Source organism: Longimicrobium sp., assembly GCF_036399255.1.
Lineage (GTDB): Bacteria > Gemmatimonadota > Gemmatimonadetes > Longimicrobiales > Longimicrobiaceae > Longimicrobium.
This window is the reverse complement of the sequence record NZ_DASWNM010000141.1, coordinates 45,471-59,880: the sequence shown is the minus strand read 5'-3', so window position 1 is coordinate 59,880 and position 14,410 is coordinate 45,471. Positions and strand designations below refer to the sequence as shown.

Sequence of the window (14,410 nt, the reverse complement as noted above, 5' to 3'; positions counted from 1 at the left end):
TTCACAACACCGGCGCGGGACGGCCGGATTCCAACGATCCTGCGATGGAGGCGACGATGGAGCACGCGCTTTTGCTGGCCCTGCGGCTGGCGCACGTGGCAGGCGGGGTGATGTGGGTGGGCGCGGCGGTGCTGATGGCGGGCTTCGTGGTCCCCGCCGCGCGCGAGGCCGAGGGCTTTCTGCCGCGGCTGATGCGCGACCGGCGCGCGGGGCTGTACCTGATGGCCACGGCGCTCACCACCATCCTGTCCGGCGTGGCGATGTACGCGCGGATGTCGGCGCTCACGGACGGCGCCTTCGGGGCAACGAGCCAGGGGATCACATTGGGGATCGGCGGGATCGCGGGGGTGCTGGCGCTGCTGACGGGCGCGTTCGGAACCGGACCCGCGGCGCGGCGGATGGGGGCGCTGGGCACCCGGCTGCGGGGCGAGTCCCGCGCGCCCACGCCGGACGAGGCGCGGCAGATGGGGCGGCTGCGGGCGCGCGTCCGCTGGGGCACCGCCGCGTCCATGCTGCTGCTGCTGACCGCCACCGCGTGCATGGCCGTGTGGCGATACGTCTGAATCACCAAAAGACCAGCCTCACGCGGAGACGCGGAGAGGGGACGGAAGATCGGTTTTCTCCGCGCCTTTGCGCCTCTGCGTGAGGCCCTGTTCGCTGCGATTGCGGGGAAACGCGCGGCTTTATGGGAACGCGTTCGGGCACAACCAGATACGCGCGGGGCGGTGGCGATCCGGTGGAACCCATCCTGCATCATCCCCCGCGCGGCGTTTTGCGGTACGGCACGAAATCAGGGGGAGGGCGCCACGGTGGGACGCAGGACTTTTCGGCGGATGATGGCGCACGCGGCGTTTCCCGCGGCGGTGGTGGCCAGCGTGGTCGTGGGCGTGGCGATGTCGGCCGCGGCCAAGCCGTCGGTAACCATGCGCGGCTCGCCCGCCTCCATGCAGCGGCAGCACGCGAACGCGGTGGCGGCCGACTTCACCTTTGCCGAAACGCCGGCGGCGGTGGACGAGCTGGTCAAGACGGAGCGGCTGGTGCGGCTGCCGGGCGGGGCCGACTACGCGCTGGCCAAGGTGAGCTATCCCTACACGCGCCCGGAGGTAAAGACCTTCGTGGAGAACGTGTCGGCGGAGTACCGCAAGGCGTGCGGCGAGCCCCTGGTAGTCACCAGCCTCACGCGCCCGCGGGCGGAGCAGCCGGGGAACGCGCACAAGCTGTCGGTGCACCCCGCCGGGATGGCGGTCGACTTCCGCATCAGCCGCGAATCCAGGTGCCAGAAGTGGTTCGAGAAGGCGCTGCTGGCGCTGGAAGAAAAGGACCTGCTGGACGCCACCCGCGAGCGCAACCCGCCGCACTACCACGTGGCCGTGTTCACCAACGCGTACGCGGCCTACGCCGCGCGCCAGAAGCCGGTGGAGCGCCCCACGTCGTCGTCGCCCACGGTGCTGCGGCCCAAGCCGGCGCCGTCCCGGCCCGCCGAGCCCTCCGCGCCCGCCGCCGCGGCGGCGGAGCCCCGCCGCGACGCGCCGGCGCCCCAGGGCGCCGAGCCGCCCCTGGTGCTGGTGCTGCTGTCGTCGGTCGCGCTGCTGTTCCTGCTGGGCTGGCGCATCGCCAAGCACCACCACGGCCCGGGCTGATCGCCCGCGTCCGCGGCCCATTCCGCCGGTTTCTCCGCACCCCCTGCCGTGCATCGCCGCGGCAGGGGGTGCGCGTTCGTGCGGACGGTGCAACACGGATCCAGGCTCGACGAACATCATTGAACTGGCGCCGGCGGGGGGCCCCTCCCCCGGCCCCTTCCCGTTCGTTCCTCACGGAGAGGGGAGAATTCGATCCCGCTTCGGAAGGCCCTGCGAGAGAGGCACGCCCCCTCCGGGCTCGCATTACTCGCCCACCTCCCCCAAAACCCCTGGGGGAGGTTGATCTTCGATGCCGCTTCGATCCCGCCACGCGGCAGGCACCCGCCCCAACCCCACATCCGCCTGTCCGCGAAGGCGGACTTCGTGTGGTCGTTGCAGCGAATTCATTCGCCATGGCCGGGCTCGGAGTGATCGTAACCGCTGGTCTGGAGGCTCGACGAACACCATTGAACTGGCCCCGGCGGGGGCCCCTCCCCCGACCCCTCCCCGTTCGTTCCTCACGGAGAGGGGAGAATTCGATCCCGCTTCGGAAGGCCCTGCGAGAGAGGCACGCCCCCTCCGGGCTCGCATTACTCGCCCACCTCCCCCAAAACCCCTGGGGGAGGTTGAACTTCGATGCCGCTTCGATCCCCGCCACGCGGCAGGCACCCGCCCCAACCCCACATCCGCCTGTCCGCGAAGGCGGACTTCGTGTGGTTGTTGCAGCGAATTCATTCGCCCTTTGCAGGCCCCGACGGATCGTAACCGCTGGTCTGGAGGCTCGGCGACGGGCATCGAGCTGGCGCCGGCGGGGGGCCCCTCCCCGTTCGTTCCTCACGGAGAGGGGAGAATTCGATCCCGCTTCGGAAGGCCCTGCGAGAGAGCCACGCCCGCTCCGGGCTCGCATTACTCGCCTCCCCCAAAAACCCCTGAGGGAGGTTGAACTTCGATGCTGCTTCGATCCCGCCACGCGGCAGGCACCCGCCCCAACCCCACATCCGCCTGTCCGCGAAGGCGGCCTTCGTGTGGTCGTTGCAGCGAATTCATTCGCCCTTGTGATCCGCCCGTGACGCAAAAAGGGATTGTGCGGCTGCTACTTCGACCCGTATCATCCCTCCTCCACCTCCCGCCGTCCCACCTTCAACCCGCCACACCCCTGGAACGCCGCCACCGCCCGGACACTCCGCGGCGGGGCGGCGTGCATGATCCCACACCTTCTCCCCCCAGAGAGGATCGGCACGCGTGACCAAGAGAATCCTGAACCACCAGCCGTACGAGCCGCACGAAAAGGGCGAGCGCCGGTACGACGTGGCCGTCATCGGCGGCGGCGTCAGCGGCGTGTACACGGCGTGGCGGCTCAAGCAGAACGATCCCACGCTGAACGTGGCCGTGTTCGAGTACGGCGACCGCATCGGCGGGCGGCTGTACAGCTACCCCATGCCCGGAATGCCGCACATCAAGGCCGAGCTGGGCGGCATGCGCTGGCTCAAGTCGCACGAGATCGTGGTGGGGCTCATCGACTACCTGAACCTGGCCACCCGCGAGTTTCCCATGGGTCCGGACGGGGGCGCCAACAACCTCATGTACCTGCGCCGCCGCCAGCTGCGGGTACGGGACCTGACGGATCCGGCGAAGGTGCCGTACCTGATGAACCCCGACGAGCAGGGGATGAACCCCGACCAGATGCAGGCGTACGTGATGAAGAGCCTGCTTCCCTTCTACGAAGAGCTGAGCACGGAGGACTGGTGGACGGTGCCGGTGCTCAACGGCACGCCGCTGTACCAGATCGGCTTCTGGAACCTGCTGTACCGGGTGCTGAGCAGCGAGGCGTACCAGTACATGTACGACGCCAGCGGCTACTACACCAACGTGGCCAACAGCACGTCGCCGCTGTCGCTGCCCATCAGCGAGTACGACCCCAACAACAAGTACTACACGCTGGACGAGGGGATGGAGGAGCTGCCGCGCACCGTGGCCGAGCGCTTTCGCGGCCTGGGCGGCGAGATCCACCGCAACCACCGGCTGGATTCGTTCGGCCGGCGCGGGGCGGACGGCGACTACGCGCTCTGCTTCGTCCGCACCGAGACGGAAAACGCCAGGACGACGGACATCGAGCCGCGCGAGGAGGTGCACATCGACGCCGACCGCGTGGTGCTGGCGCTGCCGCGGCGCGCCATCGAGCTCATCCGCTGGAACCGGCTCGACGCGGACGACCCCACCCTGGGCGACCGGACCCTGCGCGACAACCTGGAGGCCGTCATCAGCCAGGCGGCGTTCAAGATGTTCCTGGGCTACCCCTACCCCTGGTGGCGCGCGCTGGGCGTCGAGGCGGGGCGGACGATCACGGACATGCCCATCCGCCAGACCTACTACTTCGGCACCGAGAGCGAGTCGGGCGGCGAGCCCGAGAACCACAACTCGCTGCTGATGGTGAGCTACAACGACCTGGGCAGCCTGCCCTTCTGGAAGGCGCTGGAAGCGGGCGAGTGCTTCGAGGGGCGCACGCAGAACCCCCAGCACGCGGCCGACAGCACGAAGCCGGGCCGCGACTACTTCCTGGACGGCGAGGCGCCGGTGCCGCGCCACGAGTTCCAGATCAGCCGCGAGATGGTGCAGACGGCGCAGGAGCAGGTAAAGGAGGTGCACGGGCTCAAGTTCGTCCCCGAGCCGTACACGGCCGTCTACCACGACTGGAGCGAGGACCCGTACGGCGCCGGGTGGCACGCATGGAAGGCGGGAAAGAAGTTCTGGGAGATCATGCCGTACATGCGCGGCATTCCCGGCGAAAAGGTGCACATCTGCGGCGAAGCGTACTCCATTGGCCAGGGGTGGATCGAAGGCGCGCTGCAGACGGCGGAGCTGATGCTGAAGGAGCACTTTGGCCTTACCCGCCCCAGCTTCATCCCGCGCAAGTACTACGAGACGGAGATGGGGCCGTGAAGGCGCCCGCAAAGTCCGCCGCGAAATCCGCCGTGAAGTCTGCGGCGAAGGCGGCGGCCGGCGGCCTGCCGGGAGACACGGAAACGGGCGGCTGCAACGTCGCGCGCTACCTGGCCACGCGGCTGGCGCAGATGGGCGTGGGCCACCTGTTCGCCGTCCCCGGCGACTACGCGGGGCACTTCCTGACGACCATCGACCAGGAGGGCGGGGAGATCGGAATCCAGCGCGTGGGCACCTGCAACGAGCTCGAGGCGGGGTACTCGGCCGACGCGTACGCGCGGCTGCGCGGAGCGGGCGCGGCGTGCGTCACCTTTGGGGTGGGCACCTTCAGCCTGCTCAACGCGCTGGCCGGATCGTACGTGGAGCAGCTTCCCGTCGTCCTCGTCGTCGGCAGCCCGGCGTCGGCGTCGCGGAACAGAGAGCGGCGCGAGGGGGTGCTCTTTCACCACTCCACCGGCACGCTGAGCGCGGACGAGGACTCGGTGCGCAACGTGACGGTGTGGCGCGAGGTGGTGCGCGACGCCGTCCGCGCGCCGGAGCAGATCGACCGCGCGCTGCGCGAGTGCCTTACCTGGCGCCGGCCCGTCTACATCGAGGTCTACGCCAACGTCTGGTGGCTGGAGTGCCAGGCGCCGCGCGGGCGCGTGGAGCCCGGCCCCCTTCCGCTCCTGCTGGAGTCGCTGGACGAGGCCATCGACGGCACGCTGGAGCACCTGTGGAGCGCGAAGCGCCCGGTGATCTGGGCGGGGATGGAGGTGCAGCGCTACGGCCTGCAGGCGCTGCTGATGGAGATCGTGCGCGAGACGGGCTTTCCGTTCGCCACCGACCTGCTGGGCAAGGGGCTGGTCCCCGAGAACACGCCCGGCTTCGTGGGCTGCTACGACGGCGCGTCGGCGCAGCCCAAGACGAAGCGGCTGGTGGAAAAGGCCGACTGGCTGCTGGGGCTGGGCAACCTGGTGACGGACGATTTCCTGGACCTGGTCACCAACAGCTACGGGCGGATGTCGCTGGCCTGGAACAACACGGTGCGCGTGGGGACGGCCGTCTACGACTGCGTGCCGCTGGGCGTCTTCATGGAGCGGCTGCTGCAGCGCCTGCGCGAAAAGAAGTACGGTGCCCCCGCCGGCGCGGTGAAGACGCTGGCGGCCGTGGGCGCGCCGGAGCAGAAGGCGCTGATGGAAGAGGGTCCGGCGGAGAAGAAGCTGCTGCAGGCGGCCGCCAGCCCGCCGGTGACGTACGACCGCTTCTTCCGGCGGATGAACCGGTGGGTGGACGACGGGATGATCCTGATGGCCGACACCACCATCGCGCTGTACTCCGCGGCGGAGCTGCCGGTGAACGTGGCGGACGGGTTCATCGCGCAGGCGGCGTGGAACTCCATCGGCTACACCACGGGCGCCTGCCTGGGCGCGGGCTTCGCCGATCCCGCGCGCCGGCCCGTCGTCTTTACCGGCGACGGCGGGTTCCAGATGGTGGCCCAGGCGCTCAGCGACGTGGTGCGGGCGAAGCACGGCGCCATCGTCTTCATCTTCGACAACGAGCTGTACGGGATCGAGCAGGCGTTCGTGAACGTAAAGTACTTCACCCAGGGACAGCCGCCGGAGGACTTCGACCTCCTGCACGGCTGGGACTACGCGCGCCTCACCGACGTCTTTCGCGGCGGCTGGAGCGCCACGGTTTCGACGATGAAGGAGCTCGATGCCGCGCTGAAGCAGGCCAAGGCCAACACGGACACGCTTTCCCTCATCACCCTCAAGATCCCGAAGAACGACATCACGAAGCAGATGCTGGCGCTCGCCGGCGGCTGACCGGCAAACGCCGGGTTCGGAAACAGAAGGCCTCACACAGAGTCAACGGGGTCAGCAGAGTTCAACCCCTGTTGACTCTGCTGACTCTGTGTGAGGCCCGATCTTTTCATCCCGTGAGGAGCATGAAGAACCTGCCTCCGCCCGCCGCCATCCTCTTGGACCTGGATGGGACGCTGATCGACACCTGGAGCCTGTACATCGAGTGCTACCGGCGCGCGCTGGAGCCGCACCTGGGCTACGCGCCCACGGTGGAAGAGATCGCCGCGCGCCGCCCCGCGTCCGAGCGGCGGTTCCTTACCGACTGGCTGGGCGACGGGCCGGGCCAGGCGTGCCACGCGGAGATGCGCCGGCTGTACCGCGAGTTGTACGGGTCGATGGCGGAGGGCGTCTACGAGGGCGTGCCGGAGATGCTGGCGGGGCTGCGGAGCGCCGGTCTGCGGCTGGGGATCGTCACGGGCAAAGGGCGCGAGGCGTGGGAGGTCACGCGCGCGGCCACGGACCTGGGCGCGTTCGACGTGGTGGTGACGGACGACGACGTGCACGCCGCCAAGCCGGACCCGGGCGGCCTGCTGGCGGCGGCGCGGGCGCTGGGGATCGCGCCGGAGCAGGCCGCCTACGTGGGCGACAGCACGGTGGACCTGCAGGCCGGCCGCAATGCGGGGATGCGCATCGGCGCCGCCCTGTGGGCCAAGACCGCGCCGGGCGAGGCGGAGGCGTTCGTGCGCAAGGTCGAAGGGACGCGGCCCGACTGGACCTTTGCCCGCCCCTCCGACGTCACGCGGGCGTTCGCCCTGTGGTGCTGAGTGCCGACGCGACGGAGATACCTTGAATACACGGCGTAAAACGTGCGTTGCCGGCGGATGTCAGGGGATCGCACCCGACGTTTTCATACCTGCTTTCGAGGAGAACTGCCATGAGCGCGAAAAAGCTGAAGCTCGACAAGATCGAGGTGGAGACGTTCGAGACGGCGGAGGGCGAAGACGGCGAGGGGACGGTGGAGGCGAACGCGTTGCGCACGGCGGTCGACGGCACCTGCCGCGGGCAGACCGGCCTCTGCACGGCGTGTCCGCCGTATGACTGCTACTGACGGAACGTTGACCCGCCCGCCCCGCATGCGTGCGCCCGGGGCGGTACCAGCCTGACGAGAGCGGGTGCGGTCCCCTTCTCGGCCCCTCTGCGGCCGCTGTGGCCTGGGTGATACCGAAGTCGGGAAAACAACCTCTATGGGTACAGGGGAACAGAGTCAGACAGAGGAACCTTTCTCTGTCTGACTCTGTTCCTCTGTACGATTATTCTTTTTCAGGATCTGGGCGAAACCCATCGTTTAGCGGACGCGGAGAAATCAGCCCGACAAAAAGGCCGGGCCCGGACGCGAACGTCCGGGCCCGGCTTGAACCGCGGTGACCGCTCCGGATTACGGAGTGGTGGTCGTCGTGGTCGTGGTGGCACCCGCGCTGTCCATCGGCATGGCGCCGGTGGTGCCGGTCGCGCCGCTGTCCATGGGCATGGTGGTCGGGGCCATGCTCGAGTCCATCGGCGGCGTGGTGGTCACCGGGGCCGTCTCGGTGGCCGGGGTGATCGCGGTGGTGTCCTCGGTGGCCGCGCCTTCCTCGGCGTCGCCGCCGCCACAGGCGGCCAGCGCCAGGATGCCGAACATCGCGATGAGCTTCTTCATCTGTGTATCTCCGTCAGTTCAGTACCAAAGAAGGCCGGCGCGCGGAATGCGCGCCGGCCCGCGAAATCCGGATCAGTGCGAGGCCGACGTGTCGGTGCCGGTGGTGGTGGTGGTGCCACCGGTCTGGGCCTGGCCCGCGACCGTGTCGGTCTCGGTGGTGGTGGTGGTGGTGGTCAGCACGCTGTCGGTGGTCGGAACCACCATCGGCTGGCTCACGGTGTCGGTGCCCGGCACGGTGGTGATGCTGGTGCTGTCGGCCGTGACGGTCTCGCCCTCGCCGCCCTCGTCGCCGCCGCAGGCCGCGACCATCATCGAAAGGGCCGCGATCGAGAAGATGCGCTTGATCATCGTGGTAACTCCCGTTTGCGTTGTTTTGCACCCGGCCGGGTTCGGCCGGCCGCCGGTCCGCGCCATGCGCGGTCGGCATACTGGTTAGGCAACGGGTATGCCGAACGGGCCATCCGTCGCCCGAGTGGCGAAAACCGGCGCCACCACTTAACTTTCGGCCACTCCCCGCCCGTCGCGGCGCGGTTCGCGGGCACGTCCCGCGGGGCCCGCGACTGTTCACTGAACACTCCGGGGCCGTTCAGTGAACAGCGGGCGGACGGGCGGGACAACGAACGGACGTGCCGATGAGAGGGCTTTCGCTTCGCACCAAGGTCTTTTTTCTCTTTGCCGTCACCGCGCTGCTCATCGTGGTGCCGGCGCTGCTGCTGATTGCCCAGGCGGTGGAGCGCGGCGTGTACGAGCGCGCCCGCGACGAGCTGGAGGGCGCGGGGATCTCCATGCGCAACTGGTGGGAGACCAACGACGTGCTGCTGGCCACCTCGGCCCGCGCGCTTGCGCTCAACGAGCAGGTGCGGCGCGCGTGGGTGGCGGGGAACAACCGCCGGCTGCAGGGGGTGCTGCGCGGCGAGCTGGAAAAGGACGAGGCCATCGTCATCGACAGCACGGGCAGGTCGATGTTCGGGCCGCGGCTGGACGCGCGCGCCATCGCCAGCGCGGGCGACCTGCGCACCATCGTGGCGCTGACGGACGACGGCCGGCCTCCGCTGCGCTTTTCGCTGGAGCCGGTGTGGGCCGACACGCTGCGGCTGGGGCAGATCGGCGTGGGGCGGCGGCTGAGCGCGGCGGCGATCAACAAGGAGATGGGCCGCAACACTCAGGTGGTGCTGATGGTGGGCGACTCGCTGGTGGGCACCAGCCTGTCCGACAGCGCCGAGGCCCTGCTGGACCGCGAGGAGCTGCGCACGCTGCGGGCGTCGGCCAACCCCGGCGCGCGGCAGATCCTGGCCGACCAGGCGTACATGGCCGCGCCGGTGGCGCTTCCCTCGCGCGGGCTGGCCACCACGGTCATCTTTCTGCGCCCCATCACGCAGGAGCTCGAGGTGGCGGCCACCATCAAGCGGTCGCTGTTCGGCATCGGCTTCGCGGCGCTGGTGCTGGCGCTGCTGCTGGCGGCGGTCATCTCGCGCATCGTGGCGCGCCCGGCGCAGCAGCTGGCCGAGGCGTCCGCCCGCATGGCGCGCGGCGACTTCGCGGCGCCGCTGCCCCGCACGGGAATGGACGAGATCAGTCAGCTGGCGCGCGCGTTCGGCGAGATGCGCAAGGCCATCGCCGACCGCGAGGCGCGGCTGCGCTCGGCCCAGGCCGAGATGATCCACCGCGAAAAGCTGGCGGCCATGGGGCGGCTGGTGGCGCAGCTGTCGCACGAGATCAACAACCCCATCTACAACATCCAAAACTGCCTGGAGGCGCTGGAGCGCCGCGGCAACCCGGCCGACCCCAACCGCGAGTTCCTGACCCTGGCGCAGGAGGAGCTTTCGCGCATGGCGTCGCTCACGCGGCGGCTGCTGGACCAGAGCCGCCCGCAGTCCGACGCCAGCGGCCTGCTGGACCTGAACGCGCTGGTCACCCGCGTGCTCACGCTGGCCGCGCCCGAGCTCAAGTCGCGCGACGTGGAGGTGCGCGCCGAGCTGGCGCCGGGGCTGCCGCCGGTGGTGGCGCACCCCGAGGCGATCCAGCAGGTGCTGGCCAACCTGGTGGCCAACGCCAGCGACGCCATGCCGGGGGGCGGGCGGCTGCGGGTGGCCACGCGCGCGGACGGCGACGCGGTGGAGGTGGTGGTCGAAGACACCGGCGCGGGGATCAGCGAAACGGACCTGCCGCACATCTTCGAGGCGTTCTACACCACCAAGCCCGGGGTCACGGGGATCGGCCTGGGCCTGTTCGTCTCGGAGGGGATCATCCGCGGGCACCGGGGGCGCATCGACGTCGAAAGCACCCGCGGCACCGGCAGCCGCTTCACCGTGCGCCTGCCGCGCGAGACGCTGGACGCCTCGGTGTCGGAAGAGGCGCCGCCGCGGGTGGACGCGCCGCTGCGGGAGGCGGTGGGGGTGGGAGGGTGATGGGGTGAACGGGTGAAGGGGTGATGGGGTGATGGGCGTCACCGGCGGGGTTCGGCGAGAGCGAGTAAACTCGCCGCAACGACAGCGGAAAGCCCCGCAAACTGCGCGGGGCTGCACGAGCTGGGAAGATCGCGCAACACCCGTCCGCGAAGGCGGACATCGCGTTTTCCCAGCCGCGAATTCATTCGCCCCGGCGGCCGGTGCGCGGGATGCACGCCTCTCGCGGCCGGAATCCGCGGGATGCCGCTCCCGACGCCCGGCGCCACGTCGTGAAAACCGCCGCGCAGCGCGATCTGTCATTCCGAGGGAGCGCACGCGGCGATCCGTCCGCCTGCACCGTGGCCGGCGCGCGACCGAGGAATCTACTGTCGGGATTCTCGTGACCGGCCGTCGTGCGCCACACCGGCGGCGCCCCGGCTGCGGACGCGCAGGTGCGTGGAACGCCGCACACGCCCGGGCCGCCGAGTCCGCGCAGGCGGACTTTGCGAAGTTCCAGCGGCGAATTCATTCGCTCCTGGAGGCGGGGCGACGAGGCTCTCGAGGCCGCGGTTCATCCGCCAGACCGCCGGACGGGTGTTCTGCGGATGACGTGTATCGCAGATGATGTCCATCCATACCCAGAAGAATAGATGCCGGAGACCGCGCGCATCCTGATCATCGACGACGACCGCGCGTTTCGCGTGGGGACGGGCGCCCTGCTGGCCGACGAGGGCTACGAGGTGGACGCCGCCCCCAGCGGCGACGCGGGGCTGGACATGCTGCGCGGCGGCGAGTTCGACATGGTGCTGCTGGACCTGCGCATGGAAGGACGCACCGGCCTGTCCGTTCTCGAAGAGCTGCGCCAGGCGGGCAACGACGTGCCGGTGCTCATGCTGACCGGCTTCGCCACGGTCGACAGCGCCGTGGCGGCGCTCAAGCTGGGCGCGGACGACTACCTCACCAAGCCCTGCGACAACGCGCTGCTGCGCTCCAAGATCAAGGCCATCCTGGCCCGCCGCGAGCCGGTGCTGGGCGTGGGCGCGTCGCGCATCGTGGGGACGGGAACCCGGATGCGCGAGGTGAAGCGCGCCATCGCCCGCGTGGCGCCCACGGAAAGCACGGTGCTGCTGCGCGGCGCCACCGGCACCGGCAAGGAGCTCATCGCCCGGGCGCTGCACGAGGAAAGCCCCCGCCGCGGCCGGCCCTACGTGGCCGTCAACTGCTCGGCGCTGGCCGAGGGGCTGCTGGAGTCGGAGCTGTTCGGCCACGCGCGCGGGGCGTTCACCGGCGCGGTGCAGGAGCGCAAGGGAATGTTCGAGGAGGCCAACCACGGCACCGTGTTCCTGGACGAGATCGGCGACGTGTCGCCCGGCATGCAGGCCAAGCTGCTGCGCGTGCTGCAGGAGCGCGAGGTGGTGCGCGTGGGCACCGCGCGGCCGGTGCAGGTGGACGTGCGCGTGGTGGCCGCCACCCACCGCGACCTGGAAGCGATGGTCGAGGAAGGCACCTTCCGCAAGGACCTGTACTTTCGCCTGAAGGTGTTCCAGATCCGCGTGCCCGAGCTCAAGGACCGCCCCGAGGACGTCCCCGCCCTGGCCGGCGCGGCGCTGGCGCGGTGGAACGAGCGCGTGGAGCCGTCGCGCCGCATCACCGGCCTGTCCGAGGACGCGGTGGCGGTGATGCAGGCGTACGACTGGCCGGGCAACGTCCGCGAGCTGATGACGGCCATCGAGTACGCGTGCATCGTCTGCGAGGGCGGGCGCATCCTGGCCCACCACCTTCCCGAAGAGGTGCGCGAGGGCGCCGCGGCGGGCGTGGGCGCGCCGGCCGGCGGCAGCGCAAACGGCGACGCCCGGCGGGCCGAGGCGCGCGCCCCCGAGCCGGCGCGCCGCTACGTGGCCCCCGGCGCCGACGCCGAGCGCGAGGCCATCCTCCACGCGCTGGAAGAGGCGGACGGCAACCGCACCAAGGCCGCCGCCGCGCTGGGCATGGGCCGCACCACCCTCTGGCAAAAGCTCAAGGAGTACGGGATCTAGCCGCCTGGCTCCACCTTGTTCGGCGGGCTGGGGGTGGGAAGCGAGGGAAGGCGCAAAGTCGGATCAGAGAGGGCGCAGAGGGCATCACGGCTCCTCTGCGCCCTCTCTTCGCCTGCAGGGCTGCTGCTCCCGGGAGGGAGCGGTGCTTATACCGGATCCTGAAAAAGAATGATCGTACAGAGGAACAGAGTCAGACAGAGAAAGCGAGTTGAAATGTCAGCCAGGTTCCTCTGTCTGACTCTGTTCCTCTGTACCCAAAAAGGTGTTGTTTTCCCGGATTCGGTATGATGAGCGCCGCTGCTGCGAAGGCAGCCAGATCCGCACCGCGCGAACACGCCCGGGCGACCTGCGCCTGCTGGGCGACGCAGCGTGCCGGGGCACCGCCGCCGTCGCGAGAACGCCCACCCGGACCACCAGGCTTCCCACGTGCCGCCTCCGTCGCTCCCCACATAGGTCAGCTGACCCATGCCCGTCCGGCGCCGGTCGCGCATCTTGGGATCACCGGGTCGGGGGGCTCGGAGGGGGGTGAAGGGTTGGGGATGGAGGCTGAGGCCTGGACGGATCAGCCTCCATCCCCGACAACAGGTGTTTTTACTACGTTCAGTATTGACTGAACGATCAGAACGATGTATTCTTCCCGGCCGCGACACCGCGGGGCGGATCTCCGCGCGGGTTCATGGAAGCGAGCCACAGGAAAGAGACACACGGATGCACGAGGCGGTGCAGCAGCTGGTGGAGCAGATGGCGCTCATCTGCGAAAAGGAAGGGATGCCCCGCATCGGCGGCCGCATCTTTGGCTACCTGCTGGCCACCGACCAGACGTTCTCGCTGGAGGACCTGGCCGAGCACCTGCAGGCCAGCAAGGCCTCCGTCAGCACCAACGCGCGGATGCTCGAGCAGTTCGGGATGATCCGGCGGGTGAGCGTGCTGGGCGACCGGCGCGACTTCTACCGCGTGCAGGACGACCCGTGGGAGCAGATGCTGCGCGTGGCGCAGGGACGCTGGCGCGAGATGGTGACGGTGTTCGAGCAGGCCGCCCGCCGCCTTCCCGAGCCCGCCGGCCGCACCCGCATGGACGACGCGGCCCGCTTTCACACGCTGCTCATCCGCGAGTGCGACACGCTGTTCGAAAACTGGAACGCCATGCGGCGCCAGGAGCAGGCGGCGGCGGAATCAGAGACGCCGCCGCTGGCCCCGGGCCGGGCGGCCAGCGCGTAATGCGGGACGTAACGATTCCGCTTCAACTGTAAGCAACCACTTGCATACACCCGTGTCGCCGGATATCGTCTCCGGCATGGAAGTACGCGACCGACTGCTGAACGCCGCGCTGCGGGTGTTCGAAGAGGCGGGGTCCCGCGGGGCCACCACCCGCCGCATCGCCGCCGAGGCGGGGGTCAACGAGATCACCCTGTTCCGGCACTTCGGCAGCAAGAGCGCGCTGCTGAGCGAGGCGCTGGCGGCCGCAAACCGCCACCCGGTCGAGACGGGGCTGCCGTGGGAGCCGCGCGACCCCCAGGCGGAGCTGCTGGCCTGGAGCCGCGCGGGCTACGCGCACCTGCGGCGCCACGCGGCCATGATCCGCACCACCCTGGGCGAGCTGGCCGAGGCGCCCGACGCCATGCGCTGCGTGGCCGGGCCGCCGGTGCAGGTGCACACGGAGCTGATGGAGTACCTGCAGCGCCTGCGCGAGCGGGGGATGGCCGACGGGGAGTGGGACGCGGACGGCGCGGCCAACCTGCTGATGGGCGCCCTGTTCGCCGACGCCATCGCCCGCGACGCGGTGCCCGAGAAGTACCCGTACCCGGAGGCCGACGCCCCCGCGAAGTACGTACGGATGTTCCTGCGGGCCATCGGCGTGGTGCCGGGCCCCGCGGCGGGGCCGGAGGCGGCGGATGCCGCGCCGGCCGGCGGTACCCCGGATGTTCAAGCGAACCTCTCCTGAGGG

General features: G+C 70.0%; 12 protein-coding genes. 10 read left to right on the top strand and 2 right to left on the bottom strand.

What is annotated here, in order from left to right; all coding sequences use genetic code 11:
• The first annotated feature begins 56 nt into the window (after positions 1–56).
• The 6 genes from VGC13_RS26620 (at position 57) to VGC13_RS26595 (ending at position 7,454) form a co-directional block, all read left to right on the top strand.
• Positions 57–563, top strand: coding sequence for a hypothetical protein (locus VGC13_RS26620; RefSeq protein ID WP_331128359.1), 507 nt, complete (start codon positions 57–59; stop codon positions 561–563).
• Between the two features lie 246 nt (positions 564–809).
• The gene (locus VGC13_RS26615; protein ID WP_331128358.1) at positions 810–1,640 is read left to right on the top strand and encodes a DUF5715 family protein; all 831 of its coding nucleotides are present in this window, start codon (positions 810–812) and stop codon (positions 1,638–1,640) included.
• A 1,221-nt stretch (positions 1,641–2,861) separates the two neighbouring features.
• Positions 2,862–4,559 (top strand): flavin monoamine oxidase family protein, encoded by a 1,698-nt coding sequence (locus tag VGC13_RS26610; RefSeq protein ID WP_331128357.1) that lies wholly within the window; start codon positions 2,862–2,864, stop codon positions 4,557–4,559.
• A 32-nt stretch (positions 4,560–4,591) separates the two neighbouring features.
• Entirely contained in the window at positions 4,592–6,367 is a 1,776-nt protein-coding gene (locus VGC13_RS26605) for an alpha-keto acid decarboxylase family protein (RefSeq protein WP_331128356.1), read from the top strand.
• A gap of 122 nt (positions 6,368–6,489) precedes the next feature.
• Positions 6,490–7,170, top strand: a complete 681-nt coding sequence (locus VGC13_RS26600; protein ID WP_331128355.1) for an HAD-IA family hydrolase — start codon at positions 6,490–6,492, stop codon at positions 7,168–7,170.
• Between the two features lie 110 nt (positions 7,171–7,280).
• Positions 7,281–7,454, top strand: coding sequence for a hypothetical protein (locus VGC13_RS26595; protein ID WP_331128354.1), 174 nt, complete (start codon positions 7,281–7,283; stop codon positions 7,452–7,454).
• A gap of 327 nt (positions 7,455–7,781) precedes the next feature.
• On the opposite strand, the gene VGC13_RS26590 is transcribed toward VGC13_RS26595, so the two are convergent.
• Both VGC13_RS26590 and VGC13_RS26585 read right to left on the bottom strand, forming a co-directional pair.
• Positions 7,782–8,042, bottom strand: a complete 261-nt coding sequence (locus tag VGC13_RS26590; RefSeq protein WP_331128353.1) for a hypothetical protein — start codon at positions 8,040–8,042, stop codon at positions 7,782–7,784.
• A 72-nt stretch (positions 8,043–8,114) separates the two neighbouring features.
• Positions 8,115–8,390 carry a hypothetical protein gene (locus VGC13_RS26585; protein WP_331128352.1) on the bottom strand — a complete coding sequence of 92 codons (276 nt, stop codon included), beginning with the start codon at positions 8,388–8,390 and terminating at the stop codon, positions 8,115–8,117.
• A gap of 284 nt (positions 8,391–8,674) precedes the next feature.
• Here VGC13_RS26585 and VGC13_RS26580 point away from each other — a divergent pair, with 284 nt between their 5' ends.
• The 4 genes from VGC13_RS26580 to VGC13_RS26565 all read left to right on the top strand — a co-directional run bounded on the left by VGC13_RS26580 (position 8,675) and on the right by VGC13_RS26565 (position 14,407).
• On the top strand, positions 8,675–10,450 hold the full coding sequence (locus VGC13_RS26580) for a sensor histidine kinase (protein ID WP_331128351.1): 1,776 nt from the start codon (positions 8,675–8,677) through the stop codon (positions 10,448–10,450).
• Positions 10,451–11,079: 629 nt separating this feature from the next.
• The gene (locus tag VGC13_RS26575; protein ID WP_331128350.1) at positions 11,080–12,465 is read left to right on the top strand and encodes a sigma-54 dependent transcriptional regulator; all 1,386 of its coding nucleotides are present in this window, start codon (positions 11,080–11,082) and stop codon (positions 12,463–12,465) included.
• Positions 12,466–13,173: 708 nt separating this feature from the next.
• Positions 13,174–13,683 (top strand): hypothetical protein, encoded by a 510-nt coding sequence (locus tag VGC13_RS26570; RefSeq protein WP_331128349.1) that lies wholly within the window; start codon positions 13,174–13,176, stop codon positions 13,681–13,683.
• A gap of 76 nt (positions 13,684–13,759) precedes the next feature.
• Positions 13,760–14,407, top strand: coding sequence for a helix-turn-helix domain-containing protein (locus VGC13_RS26565; protein ID WP_331128348.1), 648 nt, complete (start codon positions 13,760–13,762; stop codon positions 14,405–14,407).
• Positions 14,408–14,410: the final 3 nt, after the last annotated feature.

Excerpts from the sequence above, each read along its gene's own strand:
- VGC13_RS26570 (WP_331128349.1), top strand. The coding sequence starts at position 13,174 with ATGCACGAGGCGGTGCAGCAGCTGGTGGAGCAGATGGCGCTCATCTGC.
- VGC13_RS26595 (WP_331128354.1), top strand. The coding sequence starts at position 7,281 with ATGAGCGCGAAAAAGCTGAAGCTCGACAAGATCGAGGTGGAGACGTTC.
- VGC13_RS26575 (WP_331128350.1), top strand. The coding sequence starts at position 11,080 with ATGCCGGAGACCGCGCGCATCCTGATCATCGACGACGACCGCGCGTTT.
- VGC13_RS26585 (WP_331128352.1), bottom strand. The coding sequence starts at position 8,390 with ATGATCAAGCGCATCTTCTCGATCGCGGCCCTTTCGATGATGGTCGCG.
- VGC13_RS26620 (WP_331128359.1), top strand. The coding sequence starts at position 57 with ATGGAGCACGCGCTTTTGCTGGCCCTGCGGCTGGCGCACGTGGCAGGC.
- VGC13_RS26565 (WP_331128348.1), top strand. The coding sequence starts at position 13,760 with ATGGAAGTACGCGACCGACTGCTGAACGCCGCGCTGCGGGTGTTCGAA.
- VGC13_RS26580 (WP_331128351.1), top strand. The coding sequence starts at position 8,675 with ATGAGAGGGCTTTCGCTTCGCACCAAGGTCTTTTTTCTCTTTGCCGTC.
- VGC13_RS26590 (WP_331128353.1), bottom strand. The coding sequence starts at position 8,042 with ATGAAGAAGCTCATCGCGATGTTCGGCATCCTGGCGCTGGCCGCCTGT.
- VGC13_RS26600 (WP_331128355.1), top strand. The coding sequence starts at position 6,490 with ATGAAGAACCTGCCTCCGCCCGCCGCCATCCTCTTGGACCTGGATGGG.